Origin of the sequence: Oxalicibacterium flavum (genome assembly GCF_014635065.1) — a bacterium.
In the GTDB taxonomy this organism is placed as follows: Bacteria; Pseudomonadota; Gammaproteobacteria; order Burkholderiales; family Burkholderiaceae_D; genus Oxalicibacterium; species Oxalicibacterium flavum.
On the sequence record NZ_BMCG01000005.1, the window covers coordinates 202,942 to 229,776 of the forward strand.

General features: G+C 58.5%; 22 protein-coding genes and 1 riboswitch. Of the genes, 20 read left to right on the forward strand and 2 right to left on the reverse strand.

Annotated features, from left to right (window positions below; all coding sequences use genetic code 11):
- Positions 1-107 precede the first annotated feature (107 nt).
- From glxR to IEV38_RS13200, 10 genes are all read left to right on the forward strand, one after another.
- On the forward strand, positions 108-995 hold the full coding sequence (gene glxR, locus IEV38_RS13155) for a 2-hydroxy-3-oxopropionate reductase (protein WP_188396792.1): 888 nt from the start codon (positions 108-110) through the stop codon (positions 993-995).
- Between the two features lie 118 nt (positions 996-1,113).
- On the forward strand, positions 1,114-2,379 hold the full coding sequence (locus tag IEV38_RS13160; RefSeq protein WP_188396794.1) for a glycerate kinase type-2 family protein: 1,266 nt from the start codon (positions 1,114-1,116) through the stop codon (positions 2,377-2,379).
- 75 nt (positions 2,380-2,454) lie between these two features.
- On the forward strand, positions 2,455-3,870 hold the full coding sequence (gene pyk / locus IEV38_RS13165; protein WP_188396796.1) for a pyruvate kinase: 1,416 nt from the start codon (positions 2,455-2,457) through the stop codon (positions 3,868-3,870).
- Between the two features lie 235 nt (positions 3,871-4,105).
- A riboswitch (TPP riboswitch) is annotated at positions 4,106-4,213 on the forward strand.
- Positions 4,214-4,296: 83 nt separating this feature from the next.
- The gene (gene thiC / locus IEV38_RS13170; protein ID WP_188396798.1) at positions 4,297-6,210 is read left to right on the forward strand and encodes a phosphomethylpyrimidine synthase ThiC; all 1,914 of its coding nucleotides are present in this window, start codon (positions 4,297-4,299) and stop codon (positions 6,208-6,210) included.
- On the forward strand, positions 6,207-6,413 hold the full coding sequence (gene thiS, locus IEV38_RS13175) for a sulfur carrier protein ThiS (RefSeq protein WP_371869886.1): 207 nt from the start codon (positions 6,207-6,209) through the stop codon (positions 6,411-6,413). The genes thiC and thiS overlap by 4 nt, the downstream gene beginning before the upstream one ends.
- Before the next feature lie 109 nt (positions 6,414-6,522).
- On the forward strand, positions 6,523-7,314 hold the full coding sequence (locus tag IEV38_RS13180; protein WP_188396800.1) for a thiazole synthase: 792 nt from the start codon (positions 6,523-6,525) through the stop codon (positions 7,312-7,314).
- A 74-nt stretch (positions 7,315-7,388) separates the two neighbouring features.
- Positions 7,389-8,369 (forward strand): NAD(P)H-quinone oxidoreductase, encoded by a 981-nt coding sequence (locus tag IEV38_RS13185; protein WP_188396802.1) that lies wholly within the window; start codon positions 7,389-7,391, stop codon positions 8,367-8,369.
- Between the two features lie 182 nt (positions 8,370-8,551).
- The gene (locus IEV38_RS13190; protein ID WP_229729045.1) at positions 8,552-9,079 is read left to right on the forward strand and encodes a sigma-70 family RNA polymerase sigma factor; all 528 of its coding nucleotides are present in this window, start codon (positions 8,552-8,554) and stop codon (positions 9,077-9,079) included.
- A 4-nt stretch (positions 9,080-9,083) separates the two neighbouring features.
- The gene (locus tag IEV38_RS13195) at positions 9,084-10,055 is read left to right on the forward strand and encodes a FecR domain-containing protein (RefSeq protein WP_188396804.1); all 972 of its coding nucleotides are present in this window, start codon (positions 9,084-9,086) and stop codon (positions 10,053-10,055) included.
- Positions 10,056-10,204: 149 nt separating this feature from the next.
- On the forward strand, positions 10,205-12,604 hold the full coding sequence (locus tag IEV38_RS13200) for a TonB-dependent receptor (protein WP_229729046.1): 2,400 nt from the start codon (positions 10,205-10,207) through the stop codon (positions 12,602-12,604).
- A gap of 35 nt (positions 12,605-12,639) precedes the next feature.
- On the opposite strand, the gene IEV38_RS13205 is transcribed toward IEV38_RS13200, so the two are convergent.
- Positions 12,640-13,623, reverse strand: coding sequence for a LysR family transcriptional regulator (locus IEV38_RS13205; protein ID WP_188396806.1), 984 nt, complete (start codon positions 13,621-13,623; stop codon positions 12,640-12,642).
- A 130-nt stretch (positions 13,624-13,753) separates the two neighbouring features.
- Here IEV38_RS13205 and IEV38_RS13210 point away from each other — a divergent pair, with 130 nt between their 5' ends.
- The 8 genes from IEV38_RS13210 (at position 13,754) to IEV38_RS13245 (ending at position 22,422) form a co-directional block, all read left to right on the forward strand.
- Positions 13,754-14,089 carry an HAD family hydrolase gene (locus tag IEV38_RS13210; RefSeq protein WP_188396808.1) on the forward strand — a complete coding sequence of 112 codons (336 nt, stop codon included), beginning with the start codon at positions 13,754-13,756 and terminating at the stop codon, positions 14,087-14,089.
- A 417-nt stretch (positions 14,090-14,506) separates the two neighbouring features.
- Positions 14,507-15,673: an ADP-forming succinate--CoA ligase subunit beta gene (sucC, locus tag IEV38_RS13215; protein ID WP_188396810.1), complete on the forward strand. Its 1,167-nt coding sequence runs from the start codon at positions 14,507-14,509 to the stop codon at positions 15,671-15,673.
- A gap of 3 nt (positions 15,674-15,676) precedes the next feature.
- On the forward strand, positions 15,677-16,552 hold the full coding sequence (gene sucD, locus IEV38_RS13220; RefSeq protein ID WP_188396812.1) for a succinate--CoA ligase subunit alpha: 876 nt from the start codon (positions 15,677-15,679) through the stop codon (positions 16,550-16,552).
- Between the two features lie 192 nt (positions 16,553-16,744).
- Positions 16,745-17,512 (forward strand): fumarylacetoacetate hydrolase family protein, encoded by a 768-nt coding sequence (locus IEV38_RS13225; RefSeq protein ID WP_188396814.1) that lies wholly within the window; start codon positions 16,745-16,747, stop codon positions 17,510-17,512.
- Between the two features lie 17 nt (positions 17,513-17,529).
- On the forward strand, positions 17,530-18,540 hold the full coding sequence (locus tag IEV38_RS13230) for a 2-dehydropantoate 2-reductase (RefSeq protein WP_188396816.1): 1,011 nt from the start codon (positions 17,530-17,532) through the stop codon (positions 18,538-18,540).
- Positions 18,541-19,181: 641 nt separating this feature from the next.
- The gene (locus tag IEV38_RS13235) at positions 19,182-20,204 is read left to right on the forward strand and encodes a Bug family tripartite tricarboxylate transporter substrate binding protein (protein ID WP_188396818.1); all 1,023 of its coding nucleotides are present in this window, start codon (positions 19,182-19,184) and stop codon (positions 20,202-20,204) included.
- 111 nt (positions 20,205-20,315) lie between these two features.
- Positions 20,316-20,837: a tripartite tricarboxylate transporter TctB family protein gene (locus tag IEV38_RS13240; RefSeq protein WP_188396820.1), complete on the forward strand. Its 522-nt coding sequence runs from the start codon at positions 20,316-20,318 to the stop codon at positions 20,835-20,837.
- A 55-nt stretch (positions 20,838-20,892) separates the two neighbouring features.
- Positions 20,893-22,422: a tripartite tricarboxylate transporter permease gene (locus tag IEV38_RS13245; protein ID WP_188396822.1), complete on the forward strand. Its 1,530-nt coding sequence runs from the start codon at positions 20,893-20,895 to the stop codon at positions 22,420-22,422.
- A 212-nt stretch (positions 22,423-22,634) separates the two neighbouring features.
- Here IEV38_RS13245 and IEV38_RS13250 read toward each other — a convergent pair whose 3' ends face one another.
- Positions 22,635-23,243 (reverse strand): Crp/Fnr family transcriptional regulator, encoded by a 609-nt coding sequence (locus tag IEV38_RS13250; RefSeq protein WP_188396824.1) that lies wholly within the window; start codon positions 23,241-23,243, stop codon positions 22,635-22,637.
- 271 nt (positions 23,244-23,514) lie between these two features.
- Here IEV38_RS13250 and oxc point away from each other — a divergent pair, with 271 nt between their 5' ends.
- Both oxc and frc read left to right on the forward strand, forming a co-directional pair.
- On the forward strand, positions 23,515-25,224 hold the full coding sequence (gene oxc, locus IEV38_RS13255; protein WP_188396826.1) for an oxalyl-CoA decarboxylase: 1,710 nt from the start codon (positions 23,515-23,517) through the stop codon (positions 25,222-25,224).
- 302 nt (positions 25,225-25,526) lie between these two features.
- Entirely contained in the window at positions 25,527-26,780 is a 1,254-nt protein-coding gene (frc, locus tag IEV38_RS13260) for a formyl-CoA transferase (protein WP_188396828.1), read from the forward strand.
- The last annotated feature ends 55 nt before the right edge of the window (positions 26,781-26,835 follow it).

The window sequence follows — 26,835 nt, forward strand, 5'->3', positions numbered from 1 at the left end:
GGCTGCCCATGACGTTTATCGGACTTTCACGTCCTCGTCACAAAAGTACTACACCATAGCGCGTACCATTACGGACGCGTTTCATCAAAACATCAGGAGTCAATAACATGGCAAAAGTCGGATTCATCGGTTTGGGCATCATGGGCGCGCCGATGGCGCTCAACCTGCAAAAGGGTGGCCACGAGCTGTACGTTCACGATCAGAAAGCGCCTGCGCAGGAACTGATCGACGGCGGCGCGAAGGTCTGCGCTTCGGGCGCCGAAGTTGCCAAGAACGCTGACGTCATCATCACCATGGTGCCGGACACCCCGCACGTGGAAGCCGTCCTGTTCGGCGAAAACGGTGTCGCCGCCGGTCTGTCGAAAGGCAAGATCGTGGTGGACATGAGCTCGATCTCGCCGATCGCGACCAAGGGTTTCGCCAAGAAGGTCAACGACCTCGGCGCCGAATACCTGGACGCACCGGTGTCGGGTGGTGAAGTCGGCGCGAAAGCCGCTTCGCTGACGATCATGGTCGGCGGTTCGGAAGCTGCCTTCGGCACCGTCAAGCCACTGTTCGAACTGATGGGCAAGAACATCACGCTGGTCGGCGGTAACGGCGATGGCCAGACCACCAAGGTCGCCAACCAGATCATCGTTGCACTGAACATCCAGGCAGTCGCCGAAGCGCTGCTGTTCGCATCGAAAGCCGGCGCCAACCCGGCCAAGGTGCGTGAAGCGCTGATGGGCGGTTTCGCCAACTCGCGCATTCTGGAAGTGCACGGCGAGCGCATGGTCAAGCGTACGTTCAACCCGGGCTTCCGCATCGAACTGCACCAGAAGGATCTGAACCTGGCACTGCAGGGCGCCAAGTCGATGGGCATCTCGCTGCCGAACACCGCAGCCGCCCAGGAACTGATGAATGCCTGCGCCGCCAACGGCCTGTCCGGCATGGATCACTCGGCACTGTGCCGTGCGATCGAGATCATGTCGAACCACGAAATCGCCAAGGCGTAATTCGTCAACCGCTGTTCCACTGCAGCGTTAGTTGCAGATATCGAACCGGCATTGCGCATCGTGGCAGTGCCGGTTCGAATTTTCATTTTGATTTACCCCATTAAAAGTATTTGCTCCCATGTCGATTGATCCACGCCAGTTTTTGAACGACCTGTATGACACCGCAGTCGAGGCCGTGAGCGCACGTCAGTGCATGCCCGCCTACCTGCCCAAGCAATCCGCCAAGGGACGCACGCTGGTGATCGGCGCCGGCAAGGGCGCCGCGGCGATGGCAAAGGTCGTCGAAGACACGTGGCCTGGCAAGGTCGAAGGCCTGATCGTCACGCGCTACGAGCACGGCGCCGACTGCAAGCAGATCGAGATCGTCGAAGCCGCGCATCCGGTGCCGGACGAAGCCGGCCGCGCCGCTGCCGGCCGCATGCTGGAACTGGTCAAGGGCCTGACCGAGGACGACCTCGTGCTGTGCCTGATCACCGGCGGCGGTTCCGCGCTGCTGAGCCTGCCGGGCGAAGGCATCACACTGGAGCAGAAACAGGCATTGAACAAGGCGTTGCTCAAGAGCGGCGCCACGATTTCCGAAATGAACTGCGTGCGCAAGCACCTGTCGGCCATCAAGGGCGGACGTCTGGCGCTCGCATGCGCGCCGGCCAAGGTCATCACGCTGCTGATTTCCGACGTGCCGGGCGACGATCCGGGCGTGATCGCTTCCGGCCCGACGTTGCCGGACCCGACCACCTGCGAACAGTCGCTGGCGATCCTGAAGAAGTACAACATCGAGATTCCCGAGAACGTGCGCCAGCATCTCGAATCCGGCGCCGGCGAAACGCCGAAACCCGGTGACGCGCGTTTTGCACGCAACGAGCATCACGTGATGGCGACCGCCCAGCATGCGCTGGAAGCGGCAGCCGAGAAGGCACGCGCCGCCGGCATCACGCCTTACATCCTGTCCAACGACCTCGAAGGCGAATCGCGCGATGTCGGCATGGTGCACGCGGCGCTCGCCAAGCAGGTCGCCAAGTACGGCCAGCCGTTTGCCAAGCCATGCGTGATCCTGTCCGGCGGCGAAACCACGGTCACGGTGCGCGGCAAGGGCCGCGGCGGCCGCAATGCGGAATTCCTGCTGAGTCTGGCAGTGTCGCTGCAGGGCACGCCCGGCATTTATGCACTGGCCTGCGACACGGACGGCATCGACGGCTCGGAAGATAACGCCGGCGCGATCTATACGCCGGACTCCTGGTCGCGTGCGGAAGAGAAGGGCCTGAGTGCCAAGGCCATGCTCGAGAACAACGATGGCTACGGTTTCTTCAGCGGCCTCGGCGACCTGATCGTCAGCGGCCCGACGCGCACCAACGTCAACGACTTCCGCGCCATCCTGATTTTGTAACCCCCGATGCTCCGGCCGGAATGCAGTGTTCCCGGCCGGCCCGTTTTTAATTTTTCCTTTTAGAAGAAGATTGTCATGAGACGTAATCGCAAAGCCAAAATCGTTGCTACCCTCGGCCCTGCCAGCAGCGACGTCGAAACCATCAGCGCGCTGTTCGAAGCCGGCGTGGACATGTTCCGCTTCAACTTCAGCCATGGTTCGCACGAAGATCACCGCGCCCGTCACGAAATCGTGCGCGGCCTGGAAACCAAGTACGGCCGTCCGGTTTCCATCCTGTGCGACCTGCAAGGTCCGAAGATCCGTCTGGGCACCTTCAACGGCGACTCCGCCGTGCTGACCGCCGGCGAGCAGTTCGTGCTCGACCGCGACCAGACCCCGGGCGACGCAACCCGCGTTTATCTGCCGCATCCGGAACTGTTCGCCGCCGTCAAGGCTGGCCAGAACCTGCTGTTCGACGACGGCAAGATTCGCGTCGCGATCGAAAGCAACTCGGGCGACCGCATCGTCACGCGCGTGACCGTCGGCGGCAAGATTTCCAACCGCAAGGGTGTCAACGTGCCCGACGCGATCCTGCCGATCCCGGCCATGACGCCGAAGGATCTGGTTGACCTGGAATTCGCGCTGTCGCTGGGTGTCGATTGGGTGGCGCTGTCGTTCGTGCAGCAAGTCTCCGACATCGAAGACGCACGCAAGATCATCGGCGACCGTGCCCTGATCCAGTCGAAGATCGAGAAGCCGGCCGCGATGCTGGACATCGATGCGATCTGCAAGGCATCGGACTCCGTGATGGTGGCACGTGGCGACCTCGGCGTTGAACTGCCGATCTCGCAAGTGCCGCGCGCGCAGAAGGAAATCATCCGCGCTTCGCGCAAATACGGCCGTCCGACCATCGTCGCGACCCATATGCTGGAATCGATGACCGAGTCGCCGATGCCGACCCGCGCCGAAGCGTCCGACGTCGCCAACGCGATCTACGAAGGCGCCGACGCCGTCATGCTGTCGGCCGAATCGGCCAGCGGCAAGAACCCGGTGCGTGCCGTGCAGATGATGGACAGCATCATCAAGGAAGTGGAAGCCGATCCGGTCTATCGCAAGCTGCTCGACGCGCAACAGGTCGCACCGCGCCCGACGCCGGAAGATGCGATCTGCAACGCCTTGCTCGATGTCACTTCCGCCATCAATGCAGCCGGTACCGTGACCTACACCAAGTCCGGCAGCACCAGCATGAGCGCCTCGCGCGTGCGTCCGAACACCTCCATCCTCAGCATCACGCCGGAACTCAAGACCGCGCGTCGCCTGGCATGGGTGTGGGGCATCCACTCGATCGTTGGCAAGGACGTGCATTCGGTCGATGAAATGGTCAGCGAAGCCGTGACCTCCGCAGTACGCGAAGGCTTTGCCAAGAAGGGCGACTACATCGCCATCTCGGCCGGCCTGCCGTTCGGCGAATCGGGCACGACCAACCTGTTGCACATCGCAACGATCAAGTAATGCCTGACGGTTCTGGAAGGCGGGTGACCGCTTTTCAGAACTGACATCAATGGATTGCCGATATGCAAGCGATCGGCGCGAGCATGTGAGCAGGATGCGGCAATTCATTCATGTCAGACGTCAAAGTTTGACCGCGGTCAATGCCGGCACGGTCTGCAGTTCATAGACTGATGCTGTCGTTGGAACGGGACTATGCGTACCGCGATGCAGCACAAGCAGTACAAAAGCAGTAGAAGCAAATAGCTAGGGGTCCTAGGCCGAACGCAGTTGGTTCGGCCGGGTGAGAAAAACCCTTGAACCTGATCTGGATAATGCCAGCGAAGGGAAGCTGACGAAGTGAGCGTCCGTACCTGATCGGCAGGTGCGTTCGTTTGCTTCCACACCTCCTTAGCTGGCTCCAAGCCTGTAGTTAGCCAAGGAGCCAAAATGAGTGCCAATCCGAAGTTTCTTTCCGCTACCGCCACGGTAGATGAAGCCGCGATCCAGCCGCTTCCCAATTCCCGCAAGATTTACATCGAAGGTTCGCGTCCCGACATTCGCGTGCCCATGCGCGAGATCACGCAGTCCGACACGCCTGCCTCGTTCGGCGCGGAAACGAATCCGCCGATCTACGTCTATGACACCTCGGGTCCGTACACCGATCCGGACGTGAAGATCGATATTCGCTCCGGTCTGCCGACGCCGCGCCTGCCCTGGATACGCGAACGCGAGGACACCGAGGAACTGGCGGGCCCGACCTCGCAGTACGGCATCGAACGTCTCAACGATCCCAAGCTGGCCGAACTGCGTTTCAATCTGCATCGCAAGCCACGCCGCGCGATTGCCGGCAAGAACGTCACGCAGATGCACTACGCGCGACGCGGCATCATCACGCCCGAGATGCAGTTCGTCGCGATCCGCGAGAACATGAACCGCAAGGCCTATCTGGAAGAACTCAAGCGTTCGGGACCCAAGGGCGAGAAGCTGGCCGAACTGATGGGACGCCAGCATCCGGGTCAGTCATTCGGCGCCGCCATCCCGCGCGAGATCACGCCCGAATTCGTGCGCAACGAAATCGCCATGGGGCGCGCCATCATTCCGGCCAACATCAACCATCCGGAAGTCGAGCCGATGATCATCGGCCGCAATTTCCTGGTGAAGATCAACGCCAACATCGGCAACTCGGCCGTCACTTCCTCGATCGGCGAGGAAGTGGAAAAGATGACGTGGGCGATCCGCTGGGGCGGCGACAACGTGATGGATCTCTCGACCGGCAAGCACATCCACGAGACGCGCGAATGGATCGTTCGCAACTCGCCGGTGCCGATCGGTACGGTACCGATCTATCAGGCGCTCGAAAAGGTCAACGGCAAGGCCGAGGACCTGACCTGGGAAATCTTCCGCGACACGCTGATCGAGCAGGCCGAGCAGGGCGTCGATTACTTCACGATTCATGCCGGCGTGCGCCTGCAGTACGTGCCGCTGACGGCCAAGCGCATGACGGGCATCGTCTCGCGCGGCGGATCGATCATGGCGAAGTGGTGTCTCGCGCATCACAGGGAATCCTTCCTCTATGAGCACTTCGAAGACATCTGCGAGATCATGAAAGCCTATGACGTCTCGTTCTCGCTCGGCGATGGCCTGCGTCCGGGTTCGATCTACGACGCCAACGACGAAGCCCAGCTCGGCGAACTGAAGACGCTCGGTGAACTCACGCAGATCGCGTGGAAGCACGACGTGCAGGTGATGATCGAAGGGCCGGGCCACGTGCCCATGCACCTGATCAAGGAGAACATGGACTTGCAGCTCCAGCATTGCCATGAGGCGCCGTTCTACACGCTGGGTCCGCTGACGACCGACATCGCACCCGGCTACGATCACATCACCTCCGGCATCGGCGCGGCGCAGATCGGCTGGTACGGCACCGCCATGCTGTGCTACGTGACGCCGAAGGAACACCTGGGTCTGCCCAACAAGGTGGATGTGAAGGACGGCATCATCACCTACAAGATCGCGGCGCATGCGGCCGATCTGGCGAAGGGACATCCGGGGGCGCAGATTCGTGACAACGCGCTGTCAAAGGCGCGCTTCGAATTCCGCTGGGAAGACCAGTTCAACCTCGGCCTCGATCCCGACAAGGCGCGCGAATTCCACGACGAGACCCTGCCCAAGGATTCGGCAAAGGTCGCGCACTTCTGTTCGATGTGCGGTCCGCATTTCTGCTCGATGAAGATCACGCAGGAAGTGCGCGACTACGCGGCCAGCCAGGGCATCTCGGAAATCCAGGCGCTCAAGCAGGGCATGGAAGTCAAGGCCGTCGAATTCGTCAAGAGCGGTGCCGAGCTCTATCGTAAGCAATGATGATGGAGATCGAACTCAATGGATGGAGCTATCAGATCGACGAAGGACAAACCGTCGGCGATCTGATCGCCTCGCTATCGTTGCAGAACGATGCGCTGGCGGTGGCAATCAATCGCGAGATCGTACCGCGTGGCATCTGGTCGCAGTGCTGTCTGCAGGCTGCCGATCGGGTCGATATCGTGCGTCCCATCGGCGGTGGTTGAATGAGGAAGGGCGGCTCCGGCTGCCCTTCCTGTTTTTCCATCAAGGCAGGCACGGCGCTTGTATTCGTCTTGATGGTATGTAAATCGATTTTATTGAAGCAGGACAATCATGAACGCATTCAACGATACCCAACTGACCGTTGCCGGCAAGGCCTACCGTTCGCGCCTGCTGGTCGGCAGCGGGAAATACAAGGGCCTCGCGCAGACGCGCGAAGCCAGCCTCGCCAGCGGCGCAGAAATCGTCACTGTCGCGATCCGCCGCGTCAACATCGGCCAGGACCCAAATGCACCGAGCCTGCTCGACGTGCTGCCGCCGTCCGAATTTACCCTGCTGCCCAACTCCGCCGGCTGCTACAACGCCGCCGACGCCGTCTATACGCTGCAGCTCGGCCGCGAAATCCTCGGCGGTCACAAGCTCTGCAAGCTCGAAGTGCTGGGCGACGAAAAGACTCTGTTCCCCAACATGCCGGAAACGCTCAAGGCAGCGGAAACGTTGGTCAAGGACGGTTTCGACGTCATGGTCTATTGCAGCGACGACCCGATCCAGGCAAGGATGCTCGAAGACATCGGCTGCGCCGCCATCATGCCGCTGGCCTCGCTGATCGGCTCCGGCATGGGCATCCTCAATCCGTGGAATCTCTCGCTCATCATCGAACAGAGCAAGGTGCCTGTCATCGTTGACGCCGGTGTCGGTACGGCATCCGATGCAGCGATCGCCATGGAACTCGGCTGCGACGGCGTGCTGATGAACACCGCGATTGCCGGTGCGCAGGACCCGGTACGCATGGCGCACGCCATGAAGCTCGGCATCGACGCCGGCCGCAACGCTTTCCTTGCCGGCCGCATCGCCCGCAAGTTCGCTGCCTCGCCATCGTCGCCGATGGCTGGGCGCGTGGTGTAGGGCGCTGCGTTGGCAGCGCTTCCGATAATCGACTATCCTGCTGCCTTCAACGTCGTCATCGATAAAGGATTCCCATGCGCGCGATCGAAATCACCCAGCCAGGCCCTGCGGATGTCTTGAAACTCTGCGAACGCCCGATGCCCGAGCCCAAGGCCGGCGAACTGCTGATCAAGGTGCACGCGGCCGGTATCAACCGTCCCGACGTGCTGCAGCGCACGGGCAACTATCCGGTACCCAAGAGCGCGTCCGATCTGCCGGGACTCGAAGTCGCGGGCGAGGTGGTCGGCGGTGATCTCGAAGGCAGCGGCTTCAGGCTCGGCGACATGGTCTGCGGCCTGGCGCAGGGCGGTGGCTATGCCGAATACTGCACGGTGCCGGCACCGCAATGCCTGCCGATTCCAAAAGGCATGGACCCGATCGAAGCGGCCTCGCTGCCGGAAACCTTCTTTACCGTCTGGAGCAATGTGTTCGACCGCTGCCATCTCGCGCCGGGCGAAACGCTGCTGGTGCAGGGCGGCACTTCCGGCATCGGCGTGACGGCGATCCAGATCGCCGCCGCGCTCGGTCATCGCGTGTTCGCCACCGCCGGCAGCGACGAAAAGGCGCGTGCCTGCGAAGTGCTGGGCGCGGAGCGCGGCATCAACTACAAGACGGAAGACTTCGGTCAGGTCGTCAAGGAAGCCACCGATGGCAAGGGCGTCGATGTGATTCTCGACATGGTTGGAGGCGACTACACCGAACGCGAGATCCGCTGCCTGGCCGACGACGGCCGCCTGGTCTTCATCGCGCTGCTTGGCGGCAACAAGGCCACTGTCAGCCTCGGCCAGATCCTGCTGCGCCGCCTGACCGTCACCGGCTCCACGTTGCGTCCGCGCCCGGTCGCCTTCAAGGCGGCGATTGCGCAGCAACTGCGCGAGCGCGTCTGGCCGCTGCTGGAATCCGGCAAGATCAAGCCTGTCATTTATCAGGTCTTCAATCTGGAAGAAGCCGCCAAGGCGCATGAATTGATGGAAAGCAGCCAGCACATTGGCAAGATCGTGCTCAAGGTTGTTTGAGAGAAGGCCTGACGGGATTGCCCGTATAACGGCAGCCGGGAATCCAGCGCGAAGGGCGAGTCAGGAGTACGCTCCAGAAGGCAACGCCTGTCTTTGTTGTCCCCATGCCACGCCATGATTGCCACATCATCGCGGCATCCATAAAATGAGAACGATTCTCAATATAAAATCGTTCCCATATCGTGAAGCCCGGCGTTACCCTGCCTGCAGAAACTTCCTCATTCGATTCGCAAGCGCTCTATCAAGCTCACCATCACTGGCTGCTGGGCTGGCTGCGCCGCCGGCTGGGCAATCCCTTCGACGCGGCTGATCTCACACACGACACTTTCCTGCGCATTCTGGTGTCCGGCCAATCGCCGGCGCCCGAACAGTCTCGCGCGCATCTGACGCAGATCGCCAAGGGGTTGGTAGTCGATCTGCATCGGCGACGCATGCTTGAGTCTGCCTGGCTTGAGGCGCTCGCATCCATGCCCGTACATTGTGCGTCGTCTGCGGAAGAGCGCGCCATCGTGCTCGAATCGCTGCTGCGCATCGATGCCATGCTCGATGCCCTGCCAGCCAAGGTGCGTGAAACCTTTCTGCTGTCGCGCTTCGATGGCCTGACCTATTCGGAGATTGCCGATCACATGGGCATGTCGGTGGCCACCGTGCGCAAGTACATGCTGCGTGCCGCGCAAGCCTGCCTGGTTTGCCTGCCGGGTGGAGCATAACGCCATGAGTGCTTCCGTATCGCCAGTCATCCTGCAGCAGGCGCTCGAATGGCAGGTGACGTTCTGGTCCGGCGAGAGCAGTAAGCAGGATCGCGACGATTTCGAGCGCTGGCTCGCCGCCGGTGCCGAGCAGCAACGTGCATGGCAGCAGGTGCAGGGTATCGATGCCGGCCTGCAGGATGTGGCCGATCCCGTGACCGGCAAGGTGTTGCGCGCTGCGTATCGGCAAACGGCGCGCCGCCGTGTATTGCGTAGCCTGCTGCTGGTCGGCGGAAGCGGCGTGGCCCTGTACGCTGCGCAGCGAACGCCGCAATGGCAGATGGCACTGGCCGATGCCAGCACCGGCCGCGGCGAGCAGCGCGAGGTGGCCCTGCCGGATGGCGGTCACCTGATCCTCAATACCGCCACCGCAGTCGATATCGTCTTTGATCCTGCCCTGCGCCGCATTCGCTTGCGGCAGGGTGAAATTCATATTGTCACTGCGCCTGACACTGCAGTGCCAGCACGTCCTTTTGTGGTCGAAACAGCGCAAGGTGTGGTACGTGCGATTGGTACACAGTTCACGGTACGGCAGCAGGCGGAGCATTCACTGGTCACGGTGCAGAAGGGCGCTGTCGAATTGCAGCCGCAAGACAATGCAGTGCATTCTTTGCGGCTGGATGCAAATCAGCAGGCATCGTTCAATAGCCGTGCCATCGACGCACCGCAGCCTGCCTTGATGGCCGCGCACGAATGGACGCGTGGCCTGCTGGTGGCAGAACGCATGACCTTGCATGACTTTCTGGCAGAGTTGTCGCGCTACCGCAGCGGCATCGTGAGCTGCGATCCGGCCGTGGCCGGGCTGATCGTCTCCGGTGTCTATTCGGCGCGCGATACCGACCAGACCTTGCGCGCACTCGCGCAGACACTGCCGATTCGCGTCAGTTATGCCACGCGCTACTGGGTCACGGTGGGTCCGCAACAATCGGCCGAATAATTTTTTCAGAAAGCCGTAGCACTTTTCCTTTCTCGTTCGGGATACAGACAAGGTTCCATTGCAGGAGCTTGTATCCATCATTGAAAACAGGGGGGAACTGCACCATGTCATCGTCACTCATTCGCCGTCATTGCAAGGCATCTCGTTCCATGCCAACTTTGTCTGTCTTGTCGCAGGCTGTGGTTTTCGCCTGCCTGTCCATGGGGCTGGCGACCATGCCGTCTGCATCGCAGGCGCAACAGACGGGACAGGCTGCGCAGAGCCTCAGGCAATATCAAATACCAGCAGGAACGCTCGATCAGGCATTGAATGCCTTTGCTACGCAAGCCGGGATTCTGATCTCGATCGATGGCACACACACGGAGGGTAAGCGCAGTGCCGGGTTGTCTGGGCAATACGGTGTGCAGGAGGGGCTGGACCAGTTGCTGAAGGGCAGCGGACTGGAAGCCGTTTTGCGCGCGGATGGTAGCTATGGGCTGGAGCGCCAGGCGCGGGCCGAAGCCAATGCGCTGTCGACGGCAGAACAGTCGTGGATCGATGCGACTGTACTGGCTCCGATCATCATCCGTGGCGAGAAGTTTGCGCGCAGCCCATTCAACACTTTCACCAGCGTCGAATTCGTCACTTCCGATGAGTTGGACGATTATGTGCGGCAGTCTCTCGATGAGGCTCTCAACAGTTCGCCCAATATTCGCATGTTCGAGAACTCCGGCAACACCAACATCGCAATCCGCGGCATGAATGCCGAAGGCGCGACGCAGCCCAGCCGATCCAATCCTGTCATCTCGGTAAGCGTCGATGGCGCGGAGCAGGGCATCGAAGCGACCCGCCGCGGCACCAGAGGTGTGTGGGACGTCGAGCAGATCGAGGTCCTGCGCGGCCCGCAGTCCACCCTACAGGGGCGCAATGCGCTGGCAGGCTCGGTTGCCATCAAGACCAAGGATCCAACCTTCAAGCCAGAGGCGATCTTCCGTCAGGAGATTGACAGCGATGGCCTGTATTCGGGGGCCTTCGCCGTCTCCGCCCCGATCATCGAGGATCAACTGGCGTTCCGCCTTTCTGGCCAGGTCGCCCGGGATGACAAGGATATCTCGTATAGCGACCCGAAGTGGGCCTCTCAAGGCGATGAAGAATTCGAGGAGTTTCGTGGCAAGCTGCTCTTCACGCCAAGTGCACTGCCAGGTTTCACGGGTTTATTTACGGTCAGCCGAACGCACGACAAGCCTGCGTACAATACAGTCACCGGCCCGGATTTTTTCGCCCGCGAGTATGTGACCGCGGGATTTGAAGAGTTTCGAGATACCACCGTCAGCCGATACATCGCGGACCTGAAATACGAGTTCAACCCCGACTGGACGATCCAGTCGGTTACCTCGTATGTCGACACGAAAGTGAAGATCAACGCACCACGATCCGCGACATTCTTCCGCGATGACACTCGTGACAGAGAGGATTTCTCGCAGGACATTCGCTTGATCTATGGTTCGGAGGAAAGCGCATTTTCCGGCGTGCTTGGACTGTATGCAGGCTACGCTTCAGGCCATAGCGTGGGGGATAGTGAAATGGACGTGTTTGGCCTCGGCTACACAGTTCCCCTTCAGAGGATCAATTCGAGAGACAAGAGCACATCGTTGGCGGTGTATGCCGATGGACGCTACGAGTTCACGGACCGATGGACGCTTCTGGCGGGCGGGCGACTGCTTCATGACAAGGTATCGGCCAACGTCACGGGCGTTGTCCTGGCCGGTACGATTGATGCCACGCTGGATGAGGTAAGTTCGGTGTCGAACACCGAGTTCCTGCCCAAGATCGGCCTCGCTTTCGAGATTTCGGAAAACCAGAACATCGCCCTGACAGCGAGCAAGGGCTATCGTCCGGGGTTTTCCGAACACATCCTCGGTACGACAACAATCAACACCGTAGAGTCGGAGACGTTGTGGGCTTACGAACTGGCATATCGCTCCAAATGGCTGGATGACCGGCTACAGATCAACGGCAACGTCTTCTACTACGATCACAGCAATATGCAGGTTCCCGTTCCAGTGCCGGATCCCATCCTTAGTGCTGGATACACTTACACCATCAATGCAGGACAGGCGGAATCCTATGGTGCCGAAATTGAGGCGCGGTGGAATCTCGATTCAGGGCTTGATGTATATGCAGGCCTTGGCCTGCTGAAGACGAAGTTCAAGGACGGCGTGTATAACGGTGCCAGCATAACCGGGAACGAGTTTCCGGAAGCTCCAGCACTGACTGCATCGCTGGGTGCGATCTACAAGCGCCAATCCGGATGGTTCGTCGGCGGCGACGTATCTTTCACAGACGGCTACTACAGCAAGGGAGAGGTCGCAAACAGACCTGTTACCGCCGTTGATTCGTTCACAATTGTCAATGCCCAGGCGGGCTACCAGACGCGCAACTTTACATTCAGTGCGTACGCGAAAAACCTGCTGAATGAAAAGTATCTGACCGGCATCAGTTCAAACGGCAACTCAGCCAACATCGGCGATGCTTGGTGCTTTGGTCTGCAACTCACTCAGCGGTTCTAGTGTGCATGCTGGGTTGGCAGAAACGCCTCGGCACTTCAGCCGGTGGCGTTTTTTCTTTTCCGCTTCACCGGCGCATCGCTCAACTGCCTTCCGGGCTTGGGGTTGTAGCGCACGATCTTCTCGATCAGGGCCGGGCCTTCTTCCAGCAGGAAATCCTTGAACGCCTGGGCCACTGGAGGCAGGCGCTTGTGCTTGCGGTGCACCACGTACCAGTTGAGCATGACGGGAAAGCCTTCGACGTCGAGCACGGCGAGGCTGCCGGCCTGCAGTTCCAGGCTGATGGTATGCGCCGACAGGAAGGCGAGACCCATGCCGGCGATGACGGCCTGCTTGATGGTTTCCATACTGCGGATTTCCATCGCGATGTTGAGGTCGGTCAGGTTGCCGCCGAAGCCGTCTTCCATCGAGTTCCAGGTATCCGAGCCTTTCTCGCGCACCACGAACGGTTCGCGCATCAGCGTCTGGATCGGGATGTTCTTCTTCGATACCAGATGATGATCTGGCGGTGCGACGATCACGTAAGGGTGCGGGGCGAAGGCCTGGACTTCGGTGTCCATGTCGAGCGGCGGGCGCACCATGATGGCGATGTCGGTCAGGTTGTTGGCGAGCTGGTTGAGCAGGCCATCGCGGTTGTGGACCGACAGGTTGAGCGTGACGCCCTGGTGCCGCCGCGCGAACTCGACCAATAGGCGCGGAAAAAAGTAATCGCCCGCGCTGATCACGGCGACGTTGAGCTTGCCGCCGGTGATGCCCTTGAAGTGGGTCATGGCATCTTCAGCTTCCTGAAACTGCTGGATGATGGTGCGGCAGTAGTCGAGCAGTTCGGCACCGCCCGGCGTCAGGTAGATCTTCTTGCCCAGTTGCTCGAACAGCGGCAGGCCCGCATGGTCTTCGAGTTTCTTGATCTGGGTCGAGACGGCGGGTTGCGTCAGGTGCAGTTCCTCGGCCGCGCGCGAGAAGCTCAGGTGGCGAGCGACGGTCTCGAAAACCTTGAGTTGGCGCAGGGTGGCATTCTTCATGATTTTCCTAGTATAACCTTTAGGGAATCGTTAGCATTAAATACTTTAACTATGCGTAATCATTGTTTTTCCCTAAGATGCAACTCGGTCCGGAGCGAAACCGGACCGCGGCATTTTTCAGGAGAGCGCCATGTTCGGTTTTTCCAGCAAGCAGCACCATGCAGCAGATGACATTGCGGCTTTGCATCGCAATGCGTACAACGCCGCATTCTACGAGCTGGGCCTGAGCTGGCATTGGGACGCGGATACCGGTCACGACCTGTCCGATACGGTCGGTGGCAGCCAGCGTCTTCGCCATTATCTGGAAAATGATCAGTCGCATCTGCTCAAGGTATATGAAGCGGATTTCCTGATCGACGCCATTCAAAACGCCAAGGCACGTTGCTATCAGGCCATGAGTGCCGCCGGCAGCCGCAAGCCTGCGATCGACTGGGCTGAATTTCAGCGCGGTCAGATCGGCGTCTGACGATCCTCTGCCGTTGGGCGCATCATGATCTGATGCGACGCGGCACGGTCATTTGCATCATGCGCGCCCCTGCCTATCGGTAACTGCGGTGCGCCGGAAAGCCCGGTTTTTCCTTGTTCGCTCAAGACGCGGCAAGCGAGAGGCAGGCCTCTTTCTCCTTTGCATTTCCCATTGATGGGCGTGTGTTTGTCACATGCATGAATTTGCATGTGGACATGAAAAAAACTTAACCGGGGTCAAGGCGTTCGGTCGGAGCTTCTCGGACAATTCGCCGCACCGTTTTAATTCGAGTCGGAAATTGCTAACATAGCAGTCTTTGCTGGAAAGAAGCCCCTGACGGTTTTTGCGTGGATTCAATGCAAAAAATATATTCGTAGCGAATCGCTGCCAAAAAATTGGTTTTCAATAAGGACGATCATGAATATCCACGAGTATCAAGGAAAAGAAATACTGCGTAAGTACGGTGTCACGACACCCAAAGGCTTTCCCTGTTTTTCGGTAGATGAGGCTGTACAGGCTGCTGAAAAACTCGGCGGCAAGGTCTGGGTCGTCAAGGCGCAGATCCACGCAGGTGGACGCGGCAAGGGAGGCGGCGTCAAGGTTGCCAAGTCGCTCGACGAAGTGCGCCAGTACGCAAACGACATTCTCGGCATGACGCTGGTGACCCATCAGACCGGTCCTGAAGGCCGTCTGGTCAAGCGCCTGCTGATCGAAGAAGGCGCGGACATCAAGAAGGAACTGTACGTCGGTATGGTTGTCGATCGCGGTAGCCAGCGCGTTGCGCTGATGGCATCGAGCGAAGGCGGCATGGATATCGAACACGTTGCAGAACATACTCCTGAGAAAATCCACACGGTATTCATTGATCCGACCAAAGGTCTGCTCGACAGCGAAGCCGACGACATCGCGCGCAAGATCGGCGTGCCGGAAGGTTCGATCGGCCAGGCGCGCGCATTCATGCAAGGCCTCTACAAGGCATTCGACGAATCCGACGCCTCGCTGGCAGAGATCAATCCCCTGATCGTGACCGGCGACGACCGCATCGTTGCACTCGACGCGAAATTCAACTTCGATTCCAACGCACTGTATCGCCACCCTGAAATCCAGGAAATGCGCGATCTGGACGAAGAAGATGCCGCAGAAATCGAAGCATCGAAATTCGACCTGACCTACATCTCGCTCGATGGCAACATCGGCTGCCTCGTCAACGGCGCCGGTCTGGCAATGGCGACGATGGACGTCATCAAGCTGTACGGCGGTGAACCGGCCAACTTCCTCGACGTCGGCGGCGGTGCCACGACCGAGAAAGTCACCGAAGCATTCAAGATCATGTTGAAGAACCCGGACATCAAGGCGATCCTGGTCAACATCTTCGGCGGCATCATGCGTTGCGACACCATCGCGAACGGCGTGATCGCGGCAGCAAAACAGGTTGATCTGAAGGTTCCTCTGGTGGTTCGCATGGCGGGCACCAACGAAGAACTGGGCAAGCAGATTCTGGCTGAATCCGGTCTCCCGATCATCACGGCTAACAACATGGCTGAAGCGGCTGAGAAAGTCGTCAACGCAGCACAGGGGAAATAATCAATGTCTATCCTGATCAACAAAGACACCAAGGTCATCACCCAAGGTATCACCGGCAAGACCGGTCAGTTCCACACCAAGATGTGCCTCGAGTACGCGAACGGCAAGAACTGCTTCGTCGCCGGCGTGAACCCGAAGAAGCCGGGCGAGTCGTTCGAAGGCGTGCCAATCTACGCATCGGTTGCCGAAGCGAAGGCAGAGACGGGCGCGACCGTTTCCGTGATCTACGTTCCGCCTCCATTCGCTGCCGCTGCGATCGACGAAGCGGTGGACGCCGGTCTCGATCTGGTGATCTGCATCACCGAAGGCATTCCGGTGCGCGACATGATTCGCACCAAGCAACGTCTGGAAAACTCCAAGACCCTGCTGCTGGGCCCGAACTGCCCAGGTCTGATCACGCCTGACGAAATCAAGATCGGCATCATGCCGGGCCACATCCACAAGAAGGGCCGCATCGGCGTCGTGTCGCGTTCGGGCACGTTGACCTATGAAGCCGCTGGCCAGCTGGCCGAGTTCGGTCTGGGTCAATCGACCGTGGTCGGTATCGGTGGTGATCCGGTCTCGGGTCTGAAGCACATCGACGTGCTGAAAATGTTCAACGACGATCCTGACACCGATGCAGTCATCATGGTCGGTGAAATCGGCGGTGAAGCAGAAGAAACCTGCGCACGCTGGATCAAGGACAACATGAAGAAACCGGTGGTCGGCTTCATCGCCGGCGTTACCGCGCCTCCGGGCAAGCGCATGGGCCACGCTGGCGCCATCATCTCGGGCGGCAAGGGTACGGCGCAAGAGAAGCTGGCTGTCATGGAAGCATGCGGCATCAAAGTGACGAAAAACCCGGCTGAAATGGGTCGTCTGCTGAAGTCGGTTCTGTAAGACCCGTTTCCCGGACGCATGTCCGGGAGCGAATGCTTCCGCGGGAAGCGGCATCGCACCCGCGGAAGCAGTTTCCATCTGTCATCAAGTCGAAGCATCCGGTCGATTTCGCGCCGCGCGCGACGCCGCATCCGATAGACCACTGCACGAGTGCGGGTTTATAATTTCGACAATTTTTGAAAAGAGTAAAACATGTCACAACGTTGGGTTCGTTTCAGTCACGCAGGCAATGCACAGTTCGGTACGCTTGAAGGCGACAACATTCAGGTCTATACCGGCGACATGTTTTCCAACCCCGTCAAGACCGACACCGTTGTCAACGTCAACGACGTCAAACTGCTGATGCCGTGTCAGCCGACCAAGGTCATCGCGATGTGGAACAACTTCCATGCGCTGGCCGCAAAACTCAACCTCGCAGATCCGGCAGAACCGCTGTATCTGATCAAGGCCCCGAATTCCTATCTGAACCCCGGTGAAACGATCGAGAAGCCGCCTACCGACGACAAGATCGTCTTCGAAGGCGAACTCGGCATCGTCATCGGCAAGAAAGCCAAGAACGTCTCCGAAGCCGACGCGCTCGACTACGTGTTCGGCTATACCGCCGCCAACGACGTGACGGTCGCCAACATCCTCAATCGCGACGAATCGTTCGCGCAATGGGTGCGTGCAAAAGGCTTCGATACGTTCTGCCCGTTCGGTCCCGCCATCGCGACCGATCTGGATCCGACCACGCTGGTCGTCAAAACCATTCTCAACGGTGATGTCCGTCAGGATTACCCCATCAGCGACATGCGCTTCTCGACCCAGCAACTGGTCAGCATGATTTCGCAGGAACTGACGCTGTTCCCTGGTGACATCATCCTCTGCGGTACCTCCGTCGGTGTCGGCTCCATGAAGCCGAACAGCGTCGTCGAGGTCGAGATTGCCGGCATCGGCAAGCTCACCAACGATTTCAAGTAAATAGTCTGAGGAAAGCTATGAAAATTGCAGTTATCGGAGCAGGCGCCATCGGTGGTTACGTTGGCGTGAAACTGGCCCTCGCGGGTGAAGACGTTACCTTCATCGTGCGCGGCGCCAACCTCGAAGCCATACGCAAGAACGGCGCCAAGCTGATCATGCACGACGGTACCGAGCACGTTGCTTCCAACGTCAAGGCCACCAACAACTACGACGAAGCCGGTCATCAGGATATCGTCGTGCTGGCCATGAAGGCGCACCAGCTCGAAGCCATCGCCGACGATCTGCCGAAGCTGATCGGTCCGGACACCGTGATCGTGACGATGCAGAACGGCATTCCGTTCTGGTACTTCCACAACCACGGCGGCAAGCTGGCCGGCACCTGCGTCAAGAGCGTCGATCCGACCGGTAACATCACGGCCAAGATCCCTGCCGATCGCGTTCTCGGTTGCGTCGTCTATCCGGCATCGGAACTGATCGCCCCGGGCGTCATCAAGCACATCGAAGGCGACCGTTTCCCCATCGGCGAACTCGACGGTTCGATCAGCGAACGCGCGACCCGCGTATCGGAATGCTTCACCAATGCCGGCTTCAAGGCGCCGGTGCTGGACAACATCCGCGCCGAAATGTGGCTCAAGCTGTGGGGCAACCTGACGTTCAATCCGATCAGCGCGCTGTCGCACTCGACGCTGCAGGACATCTGCCAATACCCGCTGTCGCGCGAACTGGCGGCTGCCATGATGACCGAAGCACAGACCGTCGCCAACAAGCTGGGCATCGAATTCCGCGTACCGCTCGAGAAGCGTATCGCCGGTGCTGAAAAAGTAGGCAAGCACAAGACCTCGATGCTGCAGGACGTCGAAGCAGGTCGTGATCCCGAGATCGATGCGCTGGTGGGTTCGGTTGCAGAGCTTGGTCGCCTGACCGACACGCCGACGCCGCATATCGATACCGTCTTCGCACTGGTCAAGCTGCTGGCGAAAACCATGGGTGAAGAATCCGGACTCGTGAAGCTGCAGAAAGTCGCCTGATCCGCGATTCATGCATTCGAAAAAGGCCTGCGAAATCGCAGGCCTTTTTGTTTGCGAGTAGGTGATGGCGGCGAAAGGTCGTGATGAATGCGGTACGTATAAATACGTATTGCGCAGGTTTGCGATGTTTTGTTAAACATGCGTAAAACTTAACCGTGGTCAAGGAAATGGTCCGAATCTTCTCGGAGAATTCGGAGCAAATCAGTGTGATGGGATTGCTGCAAGGACATAAAAAAATTCCCATTTGCCACTCAAAGATGGCACACTGACGCAAAGCAATTTTAGAAAAAAGGGAACAGTGCAGGATTGATTCGGAGCAGAGATAGGACGTGCCGCGACAATGACGGCGTGCCATCGAAGTTCTGGATCGGGTTGGTCGGCAAGGTTAAAGGAGGCCATGTCGATTGATCGTAGTACTCCCACTGTTCCATGCAATTTGAACGATGTGGTCGGACCGGCAGAAAGCCAGCCTCAGCGCACTTTCAGTCGATTACCGGCGAAAGGACGCATCGTTTGGAAATGATCGTGCTACACGAATTGTTTCAACCAGCATCGGAGCCGCACGATGCGGAGGCTCAAAAGGCACTCTGAAAAGTGGCAGCAGTACCTGTAACAAAAATTATTATTCCAAGGAGACAGTAATGATCAAGAAATTGATTTCCACACGCGGTATGGCCAAGGCAACTGCCGGCGCGATTGCCGCACTCGCACTGACTACCACTTCAGCATTTGCAGCCTGGGAGCCGACCAAGCCGGTCGAATTCGTCGTGCCTGCAGGTACCGGCGGCGGTGCCGATCAAATGGCACGTTTCATCCAGGGCGTCATCATCAAGCACAAGCTGATGAAAGAGCCGCTCATCATCGTCAACAAATCCGGCGGTGCGGGTGCAGAAGGCTTCCTCGGCATCAAGAAGGACAAGGGCGATCCGCACAAGATCATCATTACGCTCTCCAACCTGTTCACCACGCCAATGGCAACCGGTGTGCCGTTCAACTGGCGCGACATGACGCCAGTGGCCATGCTGGCGCTTGACCAGTTCGTTCTGTGGACCAACGCCGAACAGAACTACAAATCGGCGAAAGACTACATGGATGCCGTGAAGGCAGCCGGCCCGAACAAGTTCAAGATGGGCGGCACCGGTTCCAAGCAGGAAGACCAGATCATCACGGTCGGCCTGGAAAAGGCAACCGGCACCAAGTTCATCTACGTGCCGTTCAAAGGCGGTGGTGAAGTGGCTGTGCAGCTGGTCGGCGGCCACGTCCAATCGACGGTGAACAACCCGATCGAAGCCGTTTCCCAATGGCGTGCAGGCAAGCTGACGGCGCAGTGCGTGTTCGATCACGAGCGCATGCCGTACAAGGCCAAGGTCACCGATACCCAATCCTGGAACGACATCCCGACCTGCCAGGAAGCCGGTATTCCTACCGACTACACCATGCTGCGCGGCATCTTCATGCCGGCTGGTGTGACGCCTGATCAACTGGCGTTCTATGTCGATCTCTTCACCAAGCTGCGCGAAACGCCTGACTGGAAAGAGTACATGGAAAAAGGTGCCTTCAACCAGACCTTCAAGACTGGCGCAGACTTCAAGACCTGGCTGGAAAGCGCAGAGAAGCAGCACGAAACGCTGATGCGTGAAGCCGGCTTCCTGGCCAAGAAGTAAATCCTCCAGGGGCACTCACTGAACTGACTGACGACGCTACCGGACAACCGGTAGTGTCGCTAGCGTTCGTCTGCCAAAAAATCATATAAATAATTTTCAGGAGCATTCCCCATGGATCAGAATATGGAATCCAGTGGTGGCGTTCGCACAGGCGTAGCCACCTATATCGTGGAGGCGGTAGTCGCAGGCATCCTGCTCTTGCTCGGACTCATCGTAGCGATCACCAGCTGGGAGCTTGGCGCCGGCTGGACCTCGGATGGCCCTGGCTCTGGCTACTTCCCCTTTTACATCGGCCTTGTGATCTGCATCTCGGGTGCAGGGACGCTTTATCAGGCGCTGTTCGGCAAGGAAAAGAACACCGACATCTTTGTCGATAGCGAGCAACTGAAGCGCATCCTGCAAGTGTTGATACCGGCAATCATCTATGTAGGGGGAATCGAGGTTTTCGGTATCTACATTGCCTCGGCCGTCTATATCACCCTGTTCATGATCTTCCTCGGCAAGTTCTCGCCGATCAAGGCAGTCATTGCCGGGCTGGCAGTCAACACCGTCTTTTTCATGATGTTCGAGGTGTGGTTCAAGGTCCCCCTCTACAAAGGCGCGATCAATCTCTTGGGCTTCACCGGTTATTAAGCGATTGACTCGATCAATCGCAATCGAATGAGCTCGAATCAAAGGAGTCAATAAAATGGATGAAATTAGCGCATTGTTTCACGGGTTTGCCGTGATCTTCACGCCTGCGAACTTCTTGCTGATGGTCATCGGCATCGTTCTGGGCGTGTTGATCGGCGTGCTGCCTGGCCTGGGAGGGGCGAACGGTGTGGCAATTCTGTTGCCGCTGACGTTCACGATGTCTCCGACCTCGGCAATCATCATGCTCTCCTGTATCTACTGGGGCGCATTGTTCGGCGGTGCAATCACTTCCGTGCTGTTCAATATTCCGGGTGAACCGTGGTCCGTGGCCACGACATTCGACGGGTATCCGATGGCACAGAAGGGGCATGCGGGTGAGGCGTTGACGGGTGCATTCACGTCTTCGTTCATCGGCGCATTCCTGGCCGTGGTGATGATTACCTTCATGGCGCCGCTGGTGGCGAAGTTTGCCCTGCGTTTCGGTCCGCCGGAATTCTTCTCGGTGTATCTGCTGACCTTCTGCAGCTTCGTCGGCATGGGCAAGGGTTCGCCGTTCAAGGTGCTGGCTTCCATGGCACTCGGCTTCGCGCTGGCTGCCGTCGGCATGGATACGGTGACGGGCCAACTGCGTCTGACCTTCGGTTTCGAAGAGCTGATGCGCGGCTTCGACTTCCTGATCGCTGTTATCGGTCTGTTCGGTATCGGCGAAATCCTGCTGTCGATGGAAGAAGGCCTGGCGTTCTCCGGCAAATCGGCCAAGATCGATCCGAAGGTCGTGTTCCAGACCTGGAAGAAACTGCCGAAGTACTGGGTGACCTCGCTGCGCAGTGCCCTGGTCGGTATGTGGATGGGTGTCACGCCTGGTGGCGCAACGCCGGCATCGTTCATGGCATATGGTCTGGCCAAGAAAATGTCCCGCAATGGCAACAACTACGGCAAGGGTGAACTGGAAGGTATCGTCGCTCCGGAAACCGCTGCCCACGCTGCCGGTACCGCTGCACTGCTGCCGATGCTGGCTCTGGGTATTCCGGGTTCGCCGACCGCTGCAGTTCTGCTGGGCGGCCTGCTGATCTGGGGTCTGCAGCCAGGTCCGCTGCTGTTCGTCGAACAGAAGGACTTCGTCTGGGGTCTGATCGCCAGTATGTACCTGGGTAACCTGGTCGGCCTGCTGGTGGTGCTGACGACGGTGCCGCTGTTCGCTTCGATCCTGCGCATCCCGTTCTCGATCATCGCTCCGGTCATCATCGTGATTTGCGCCATCGGCGCCTACACGGTGGGCAATGCGACGTTCGATATCTGGCTGATGATCGTGTTCGGTGTGGTCGGTTATCTGTTCAAGAAGCTCGACTACCCGCTGGCGCCGATGGTGCTGGCACTGGTGCTGGGCGACAAGGCAGAGGACTCGTTCCGTCAGGCGATGCTGGTTTCGCAAGGCGACGTGATGGTCATGTTCTCCAACCCGCTGGTTGGTACCATCACCACTCTGGCTCTGGTCATGCTGCTCTGGCCGCTGATCTCGCGCCTGATCGCAATGGTTCGTCCGCCGAAGAAGGACGAATTCGCCGAACATCGCGAAGCAGAATAAGACGTACGGTTTTTCTGAAAAGCCCGCAAGGCAGTTGCCTTGCGGGCTTTTTTTATTGTGCGGAAGCGCTGGGTGTGGAGCGAAGCGATGTGTGCAATGCCAAGCTTGGACGGTGCTGCCGATGGCGAGCAATCCGCGGGCGCTATTGGTGGAGGTGGGTGCGGCAGCGGGCATCGTGCGAACGGGATATCATTCCATTCGCATGTGTAGAATCAGATTTTTCCTTGGTGTTTGAGTCTGCTGAGCGTTTCCGGGGATAAATTGAGGTAGGAAGCCAACTCTTTCTTGGGTATGCGGTCGAACAATTCCGGATGCTTGCGCACGAAGCGTTGCACGCGTCCCGGCGCGTCCAGCAAGTGAAGGGTGATGGTGTGCGCCATGATGTCGCTCATCAATTGCATGACGTCAAGTTCGAAGGCCTGCTTGATGTGTTCGTGGCGATCAAGGAAGGCGATCCATTGCAGCAATGGCAATTTCACGACGCGTGCCTTGGTGACGCAGATGATGCTGTACGGTGTGGGTGTCTTGAGGCGCCATGCGGCGTAGCTGGTTTCCATGCTGCGCTCGTCGGCAAAGCGTAGAATCATCTCCTTGGCTTGCTGATTCGTCACTACGCGCTTGAGGATGCCGTCGAGAATGAAGTACTGTTCCATCTCGTGTACGCCCTGGTGCAGCAGGAAATCGCCCTTGGGGCAATCGACCACCAGCAAATGCGGTTCCAGCTCTGCCCATTCCTGCTCCGTCACGTCCTTCAGGACATGATTCTGCTTGAGTTGAACGCGTATGACATTACGGTCAGGATGGTTATCGACAGTGGGCATTTACAGTCAGGAAATGGCTACCAGAAGGAGTTGAACCAAGGGCAGATATCATGCGATGAAAATTGACCGGGGTCAATGATAGAAGCGCAAGCCGATCGATATGATACGCCCACTTGATAAGGATGCGTGATGCGCATTCTTAAAGGGTGTCTCTAAAAATCTGCCGATCGGATTTTCAGAGATGCCTTGCAAGTAAGGATTACCGTCGAAGTGCGGTATGTACCGGCACTGAGCAACGTTGCTCAACCTTTATCGAAAGAGACATTTCATCATGACTAACGCGACTGCAGTAGTACCCGAAGGCGTAGAGCTGACCGACGGCTTCCATCTCCTGATGGATGCACTGGAAATGAACGGCATCACCAACATCTACGGTCTGCTCGGTATCCCAGTGACCGAAATCGGCCGTATGTGGCAAGCGCGCGGTAACAAGTTCTACAGCTTCCGTAACGAGCAGAATGCTGGCTACGCGGCATCGGTGGCCGGTTATCTGACCAAAAAACCTGGCGTGTGCGTGACGGTTTCCGCACCTGGCTTCCTGAACGGTCTGACCGCACTGGCCAACGCCACCACCAACTGCTTCCCGATGATCCTGATCTCGGGTTCGTCCGAGCGTGAAATCGTCGACCTGCAACAAGGCGACTACGAAGAAATGGACCAGCTGAACATCGCTCGTCCGCACTGCAAGGCTTCGTTCCGTATCAACCGTCCTGAAGACATCGGCGTTGCCGTGGTCCGCGCCGTGCGCACCGCGCTGTCGGGCCGTCCGGGCGGTGTCTATCTGGACATCCCTGCACGTCTGTTCAGCACCGTCATGAGTGCCGAAGAAGGCAAGAAATCGCTGTGGGTCCCGGTTGATCCGGCTCCTGCGCAGATCCCTGCACCGTCGGCCGTGCAACGTGCCGCCGAACTGATCAAGAACGCCAAGAAGCCGCTGATCCTGCTGGGCAAGGGCGCTGCCTACGCACAGTGCGACGCCGACATCAAGGCACTGGTCGAAGAAACCGGCATTCCGTTCACCCCGATGTCGATGGCAAAAGGCCTGGTTTCGGATACGCACCCGCAATGCGGCGCTGCTGCCCGTTCGATGGTTCTGCAAGAATCCGACGTGGTCGTCCTGATCGGCGCACGCCTGAACTGGCTGCTGTCGCACGGCAAGGGCAAGACCTGGGGCAATCCGAAGAAATTCGTTCAAATCGACATCCAGGCCAACGAAATCGACAGCAACGTGCAGATCCACGCACCGCTGGTCGGCGACGTCCAGTCCTGCGTCAACGCACTGCGCGACGCACTGAAAGGCATGAACAAGCCGACCGAGTGGATGAACGCCGTGGCAGAACGCGCTGCCGGCAGCCGCGCCAAGCTGGCTACCAAGCTGTCGACCGCCACCCCGGTCATGAACTACCACAACTCGCTGGGCGCAATCCGTGACGTTCTGAAAAACTACCCGGACATCACCCTGGTCAACGAAGGCGCCAACGCCCTCGACAATGCACGTATGGTCATCGACCAGTACCTGCCGCGCAAGCGTGTGGATACCGGCACCTGGGGCGTCATGGGCATCGGTATGGGTTCGGCTGCAGCCGCTGCTGTTGAAACCGGCAAGCCTGTCGTCGCGATCTGCGGTGATTCGGCATTCGGCTTCAGCGCAATGGAATACGAAACCCTGACCCGTTACAACCTGCCTGTGACCGTCATCGTCATGAACAACGGCGGTATCTACCGCGGTGACGAAGCCAGCCCGGAACACCAGTTCTCGTGCATGCTGTTCAACCCGAACACCCGCTATGACCAACTCAGTATCGCTCTGGGCGGCGAAGGCGTTCGCGTCAACACGCCGGAAGAGCTGGCCAAGGCACTGGAAGACTCGATCAAGTCGGGCAAAACGACCATCATCGACGCGATCATCGATCCGGCCGCTGGTGTCGAATCGGGCCGTATCGGCAACCTGAACATCGTTTCGACGATCGGCAAGAAATAATCATCCGTACATGGCGCAAGCCATGTACAAGCGGTGACTATTGTTTTATGGTTACAAGATTGGCGCGTCCGGGAAACCGGACGCGTTGTTTTCCCTGATTGCGGTTTGGGGCAAACGAATGGGACGGCCTGGCTCTTGAAATTCTGAAAAGAGACCAGAACTGCTCCGGATAAGAGAATCCAGTCGGCACGCGCCGGCAAGGTTCCACGTAGGCCTCTTGGGATTTCCCATTTCTGAAAAGCATTGCAGTACGAATGCCGTTTCAGGAAGTAAGTTAAACAATTGACAAGGAAGCTATCAATATGAGCAAGCCATTGGAAGGGATCAAGATCATCGACTTCACGCACGTGCAAGCAGGTCCTGCATGTACGCAGATGCTGGCATGGTTCGGTGCGGATGTTATCAAGGTGGAGCGCCCAGGTTCGGGTGACGTAACGCGTTCGCAACTGCGCGACATTCCTGGCAAGGACGCGCTGTACTTCACGATGCTGAACAGCAACAAGCGTTCGCTGACGCTCGATACCAAGACCCCGCAAGGCAAGGAAGTCCTGGAAAAGCTGATCAAGGAATCCGACGTCATGGTCGAGAACTTCGGTCCTGGCGCACTGGATCGCATGGGCTTCTCGTGGGCACGCATTCAGGAACTGAACCCAGGCATGATCCTGGCGTCGGTCAAGGGCTTCTCCGAAGGTCACCACTACGAAGACCTGAAAGTCTATGAAAACGTCGCGCAATGCGCAGGCGGTGCTGCTTCAACCACCGGTTTCTGGGATGGTCCGCCGACCGTTTCGGCTGCTGCACTGGGTGACTCGAACACCGGTATGCACCTCGCCATCGGTATCCTGACCGCCCTGATGGGTCGTCAGAAAACCGGCAAGGGTCAGAAAGTTGCCGTTTCGATGCAAGACGCCGTTCTCAACCTGTGCCGCGTCAAGCTGCGCGACCAACAGCGTCTGGACAAGATCGGTTACCTGGAAGAGTATCCGCAGTACCCGCACGGCAAGTTTACCGACGTCGTCCCGCGTGGCGGTAACGCCGGCGGTGGCGGTCAGCCAGGCTGGGTTCTGAAATGTAAAGGTTGGGAAACCGATCCTAACGCTTACATCTACTTCACGGTTCAAGGCCACGCATGGGCTCCGATCTGTAAAGCACTGGGCAAGGAAGAGTGGATCGACGATCCGGCTTACAACACCCCGATCGCTCGTCAAGACAAGATCTTTGACATCTTTGCCTTCATCGAAGACTTCATCAAGGACAAGACCAAGTTCGAAGCAGTTGATATCTTCCGCAAGTTCGATATCCCTTGCGCTCCGGTCCTGTCGATGAAAGAAATCGCTGCAGACGAATCGCTGCGCAAGAGCGGTTCGATCGTCGAAGTCGAGCACAAGGATCGTGGCGAGAAGTACCTGACCGTCGGTTCGCCGATCAAGTTCTCCGATCTGAAGCCTGAAATCACCGCTTCGCCGCTGCTCGGCGAACACACGGATGAAGTGCTGGCTCAACTGGGTTACACCAAAGAGCAGATCGCCGAATTCCACGCCAACAAGGCTGTTTAATTCGCGGTCGTTGTAAAAAAAAAGCGCCCTTCGGGGCGCTTTTTTATTGGTGAAG

Excerpts from the sequence above, each read along its gene's own strand:
- glxR (WP_188396792.1), top strand. The coding sequence starts at position 108 with ATGGCAAAAGTCGGATTCATCGGTTTGGGCATCATGGGCGCGCCGATG.
- IEV38_RS13160 (WP_188396794.1), top strand. The coding sequence starts at position 1,114 with ATGTCGATTGATCCACGCCAGTTTTTGAACGACCTGTATGACACCGCA.
- pyk (WP_188396796.1), top strand. The coding sequence starts at position 2,455 with ATGAGACGTAATCGCAAAGCCAAAATCGTTGCTACCCTCGGCCCTGCC.
- thiC (WP_188396798.1), top strand. The coding sequence starts at position 4,297 with ATGAGTGCCAATCCGAAGTTTCTTTCCGCTACCGCCACGGTAGATGAA.
- thiS (WP_371869886.1), top strand. The coding sequence starts at position 6,207 with ATGATGATGGAGATCGAACTCAATGGATGGAGCTATCAGATCGACGAA.
- IEV38_RS13180 (WP_188396800.1), top strand. The coding sequence starts at position 6,523 with ATGAACGCATTCAACGATACCCAACTGACCGTTGCCGGCAAGGCCTAC.
- IEV38_RS13185 (WP_188396802.1), top strand. The coding sequence starts at position 7,389 with ATGCGCGCGATCGAAATCACCCAGCCAGGCCCTGCGGATGTCTTGAAA.
- IEV38_RS13195 (WP_188396804.1), top strand. The coding sequence starts at position 9,084 with ATGAGTGCTTCCGTATCGCCAGTCATCCTGCAGCAGGCGCTCGAATGG.
- IEV38_RS13200 (WP_229729046.1), top strand. The coding sequence starts at position 10,205 with ATGCCAACTTTGTCTGTCTTGTCGCAGGCTGTGGTTTTCGCCTGCCTG.
- IEV38_RS13205 (WP_188396806.1), bottom strand. The coding sequence starts at position 13,623 with ATGAAGAATGCCACCCTGCGCCAACTCAAGGTTTTCGAGACCGTCGCT.
- IEV38_RS13210 (WP_188396808.1), top strand. The coding sequence starts at position 13,754 with ATGTTCGGTTTTTCCAGCAAGCAGCACCATGCAGCAGATGACATTGCG.
- sucC (WP_188396810.1), top strand. The coding sequence starts at position 14,507 with ATGAATATCCACGAGTATCAAGGAAAAGAAATACTGCGTAAGTACGGT.
- sucD (WP_188396812.1), top strand. The coding sequence starts at position 15,677 with ATGTCTATCCTGATCAACAAAGACACCAAGGTCATCACCCAAGGTATC.
- IEV38_RS13225 (WP_188396814.1), top strand. The coding sequence starts at position 16,745 with ATGTCACAACGTTGGGTTCGTTTCAGTCACGCAGGCAATGCACAGTTC.
- IEV38_RS13230 (WP_188396816.1), top strand. The coding sequence starts at position 17,530 with ATGAAAATTGCAGTTATCGGAGCAGGCGCCATCGGTGGTTACGTTGGC.
- IEV38_RS13235 (WP_188396818.1), top strand. The coding sequence starts at position 19,182 with ATGATCAAGAAATTGATTTCCACACGCGGTATGGCCAAGGCAACTGCC.
- IEV38_RS13240 (WP_188396820.1), top strand. The coding sequence starts at position 20,316 with ATGGATCAGAATATGGAATCCAGTGGTGGCGTTCGCACAGGCGTAGCC.
- IEV38_RS13245 (WP_188396822.1), top strand. The coding sequence starts at position 20,893 with ATGGATGAAATTAGCGCATTGTTTCACGGGTTTGCCGTGATCTTCACG.
- IEV38_RS13250 (WP_188396824.1), bottom strand. The coding sequence starts at position 23,243 with ATGCCCACTGTCGATAACCATCCTGACCGTAATGTCATACGCGTTCAA.
- oxc (WP_188396826.1), top strand. The coding sequence starts at position 23,515 with ATGACTAACGCGACTGCAGTAGTACCCGAAGGCGTAGAGCTGACCGAC.
- frc (WP_188396828.1), top strand. The coding sequence starts at position 25,527 with ATGAGCAAGCCATTGGAAGGGATCAAGATCATCGACTTCACGCACGTG.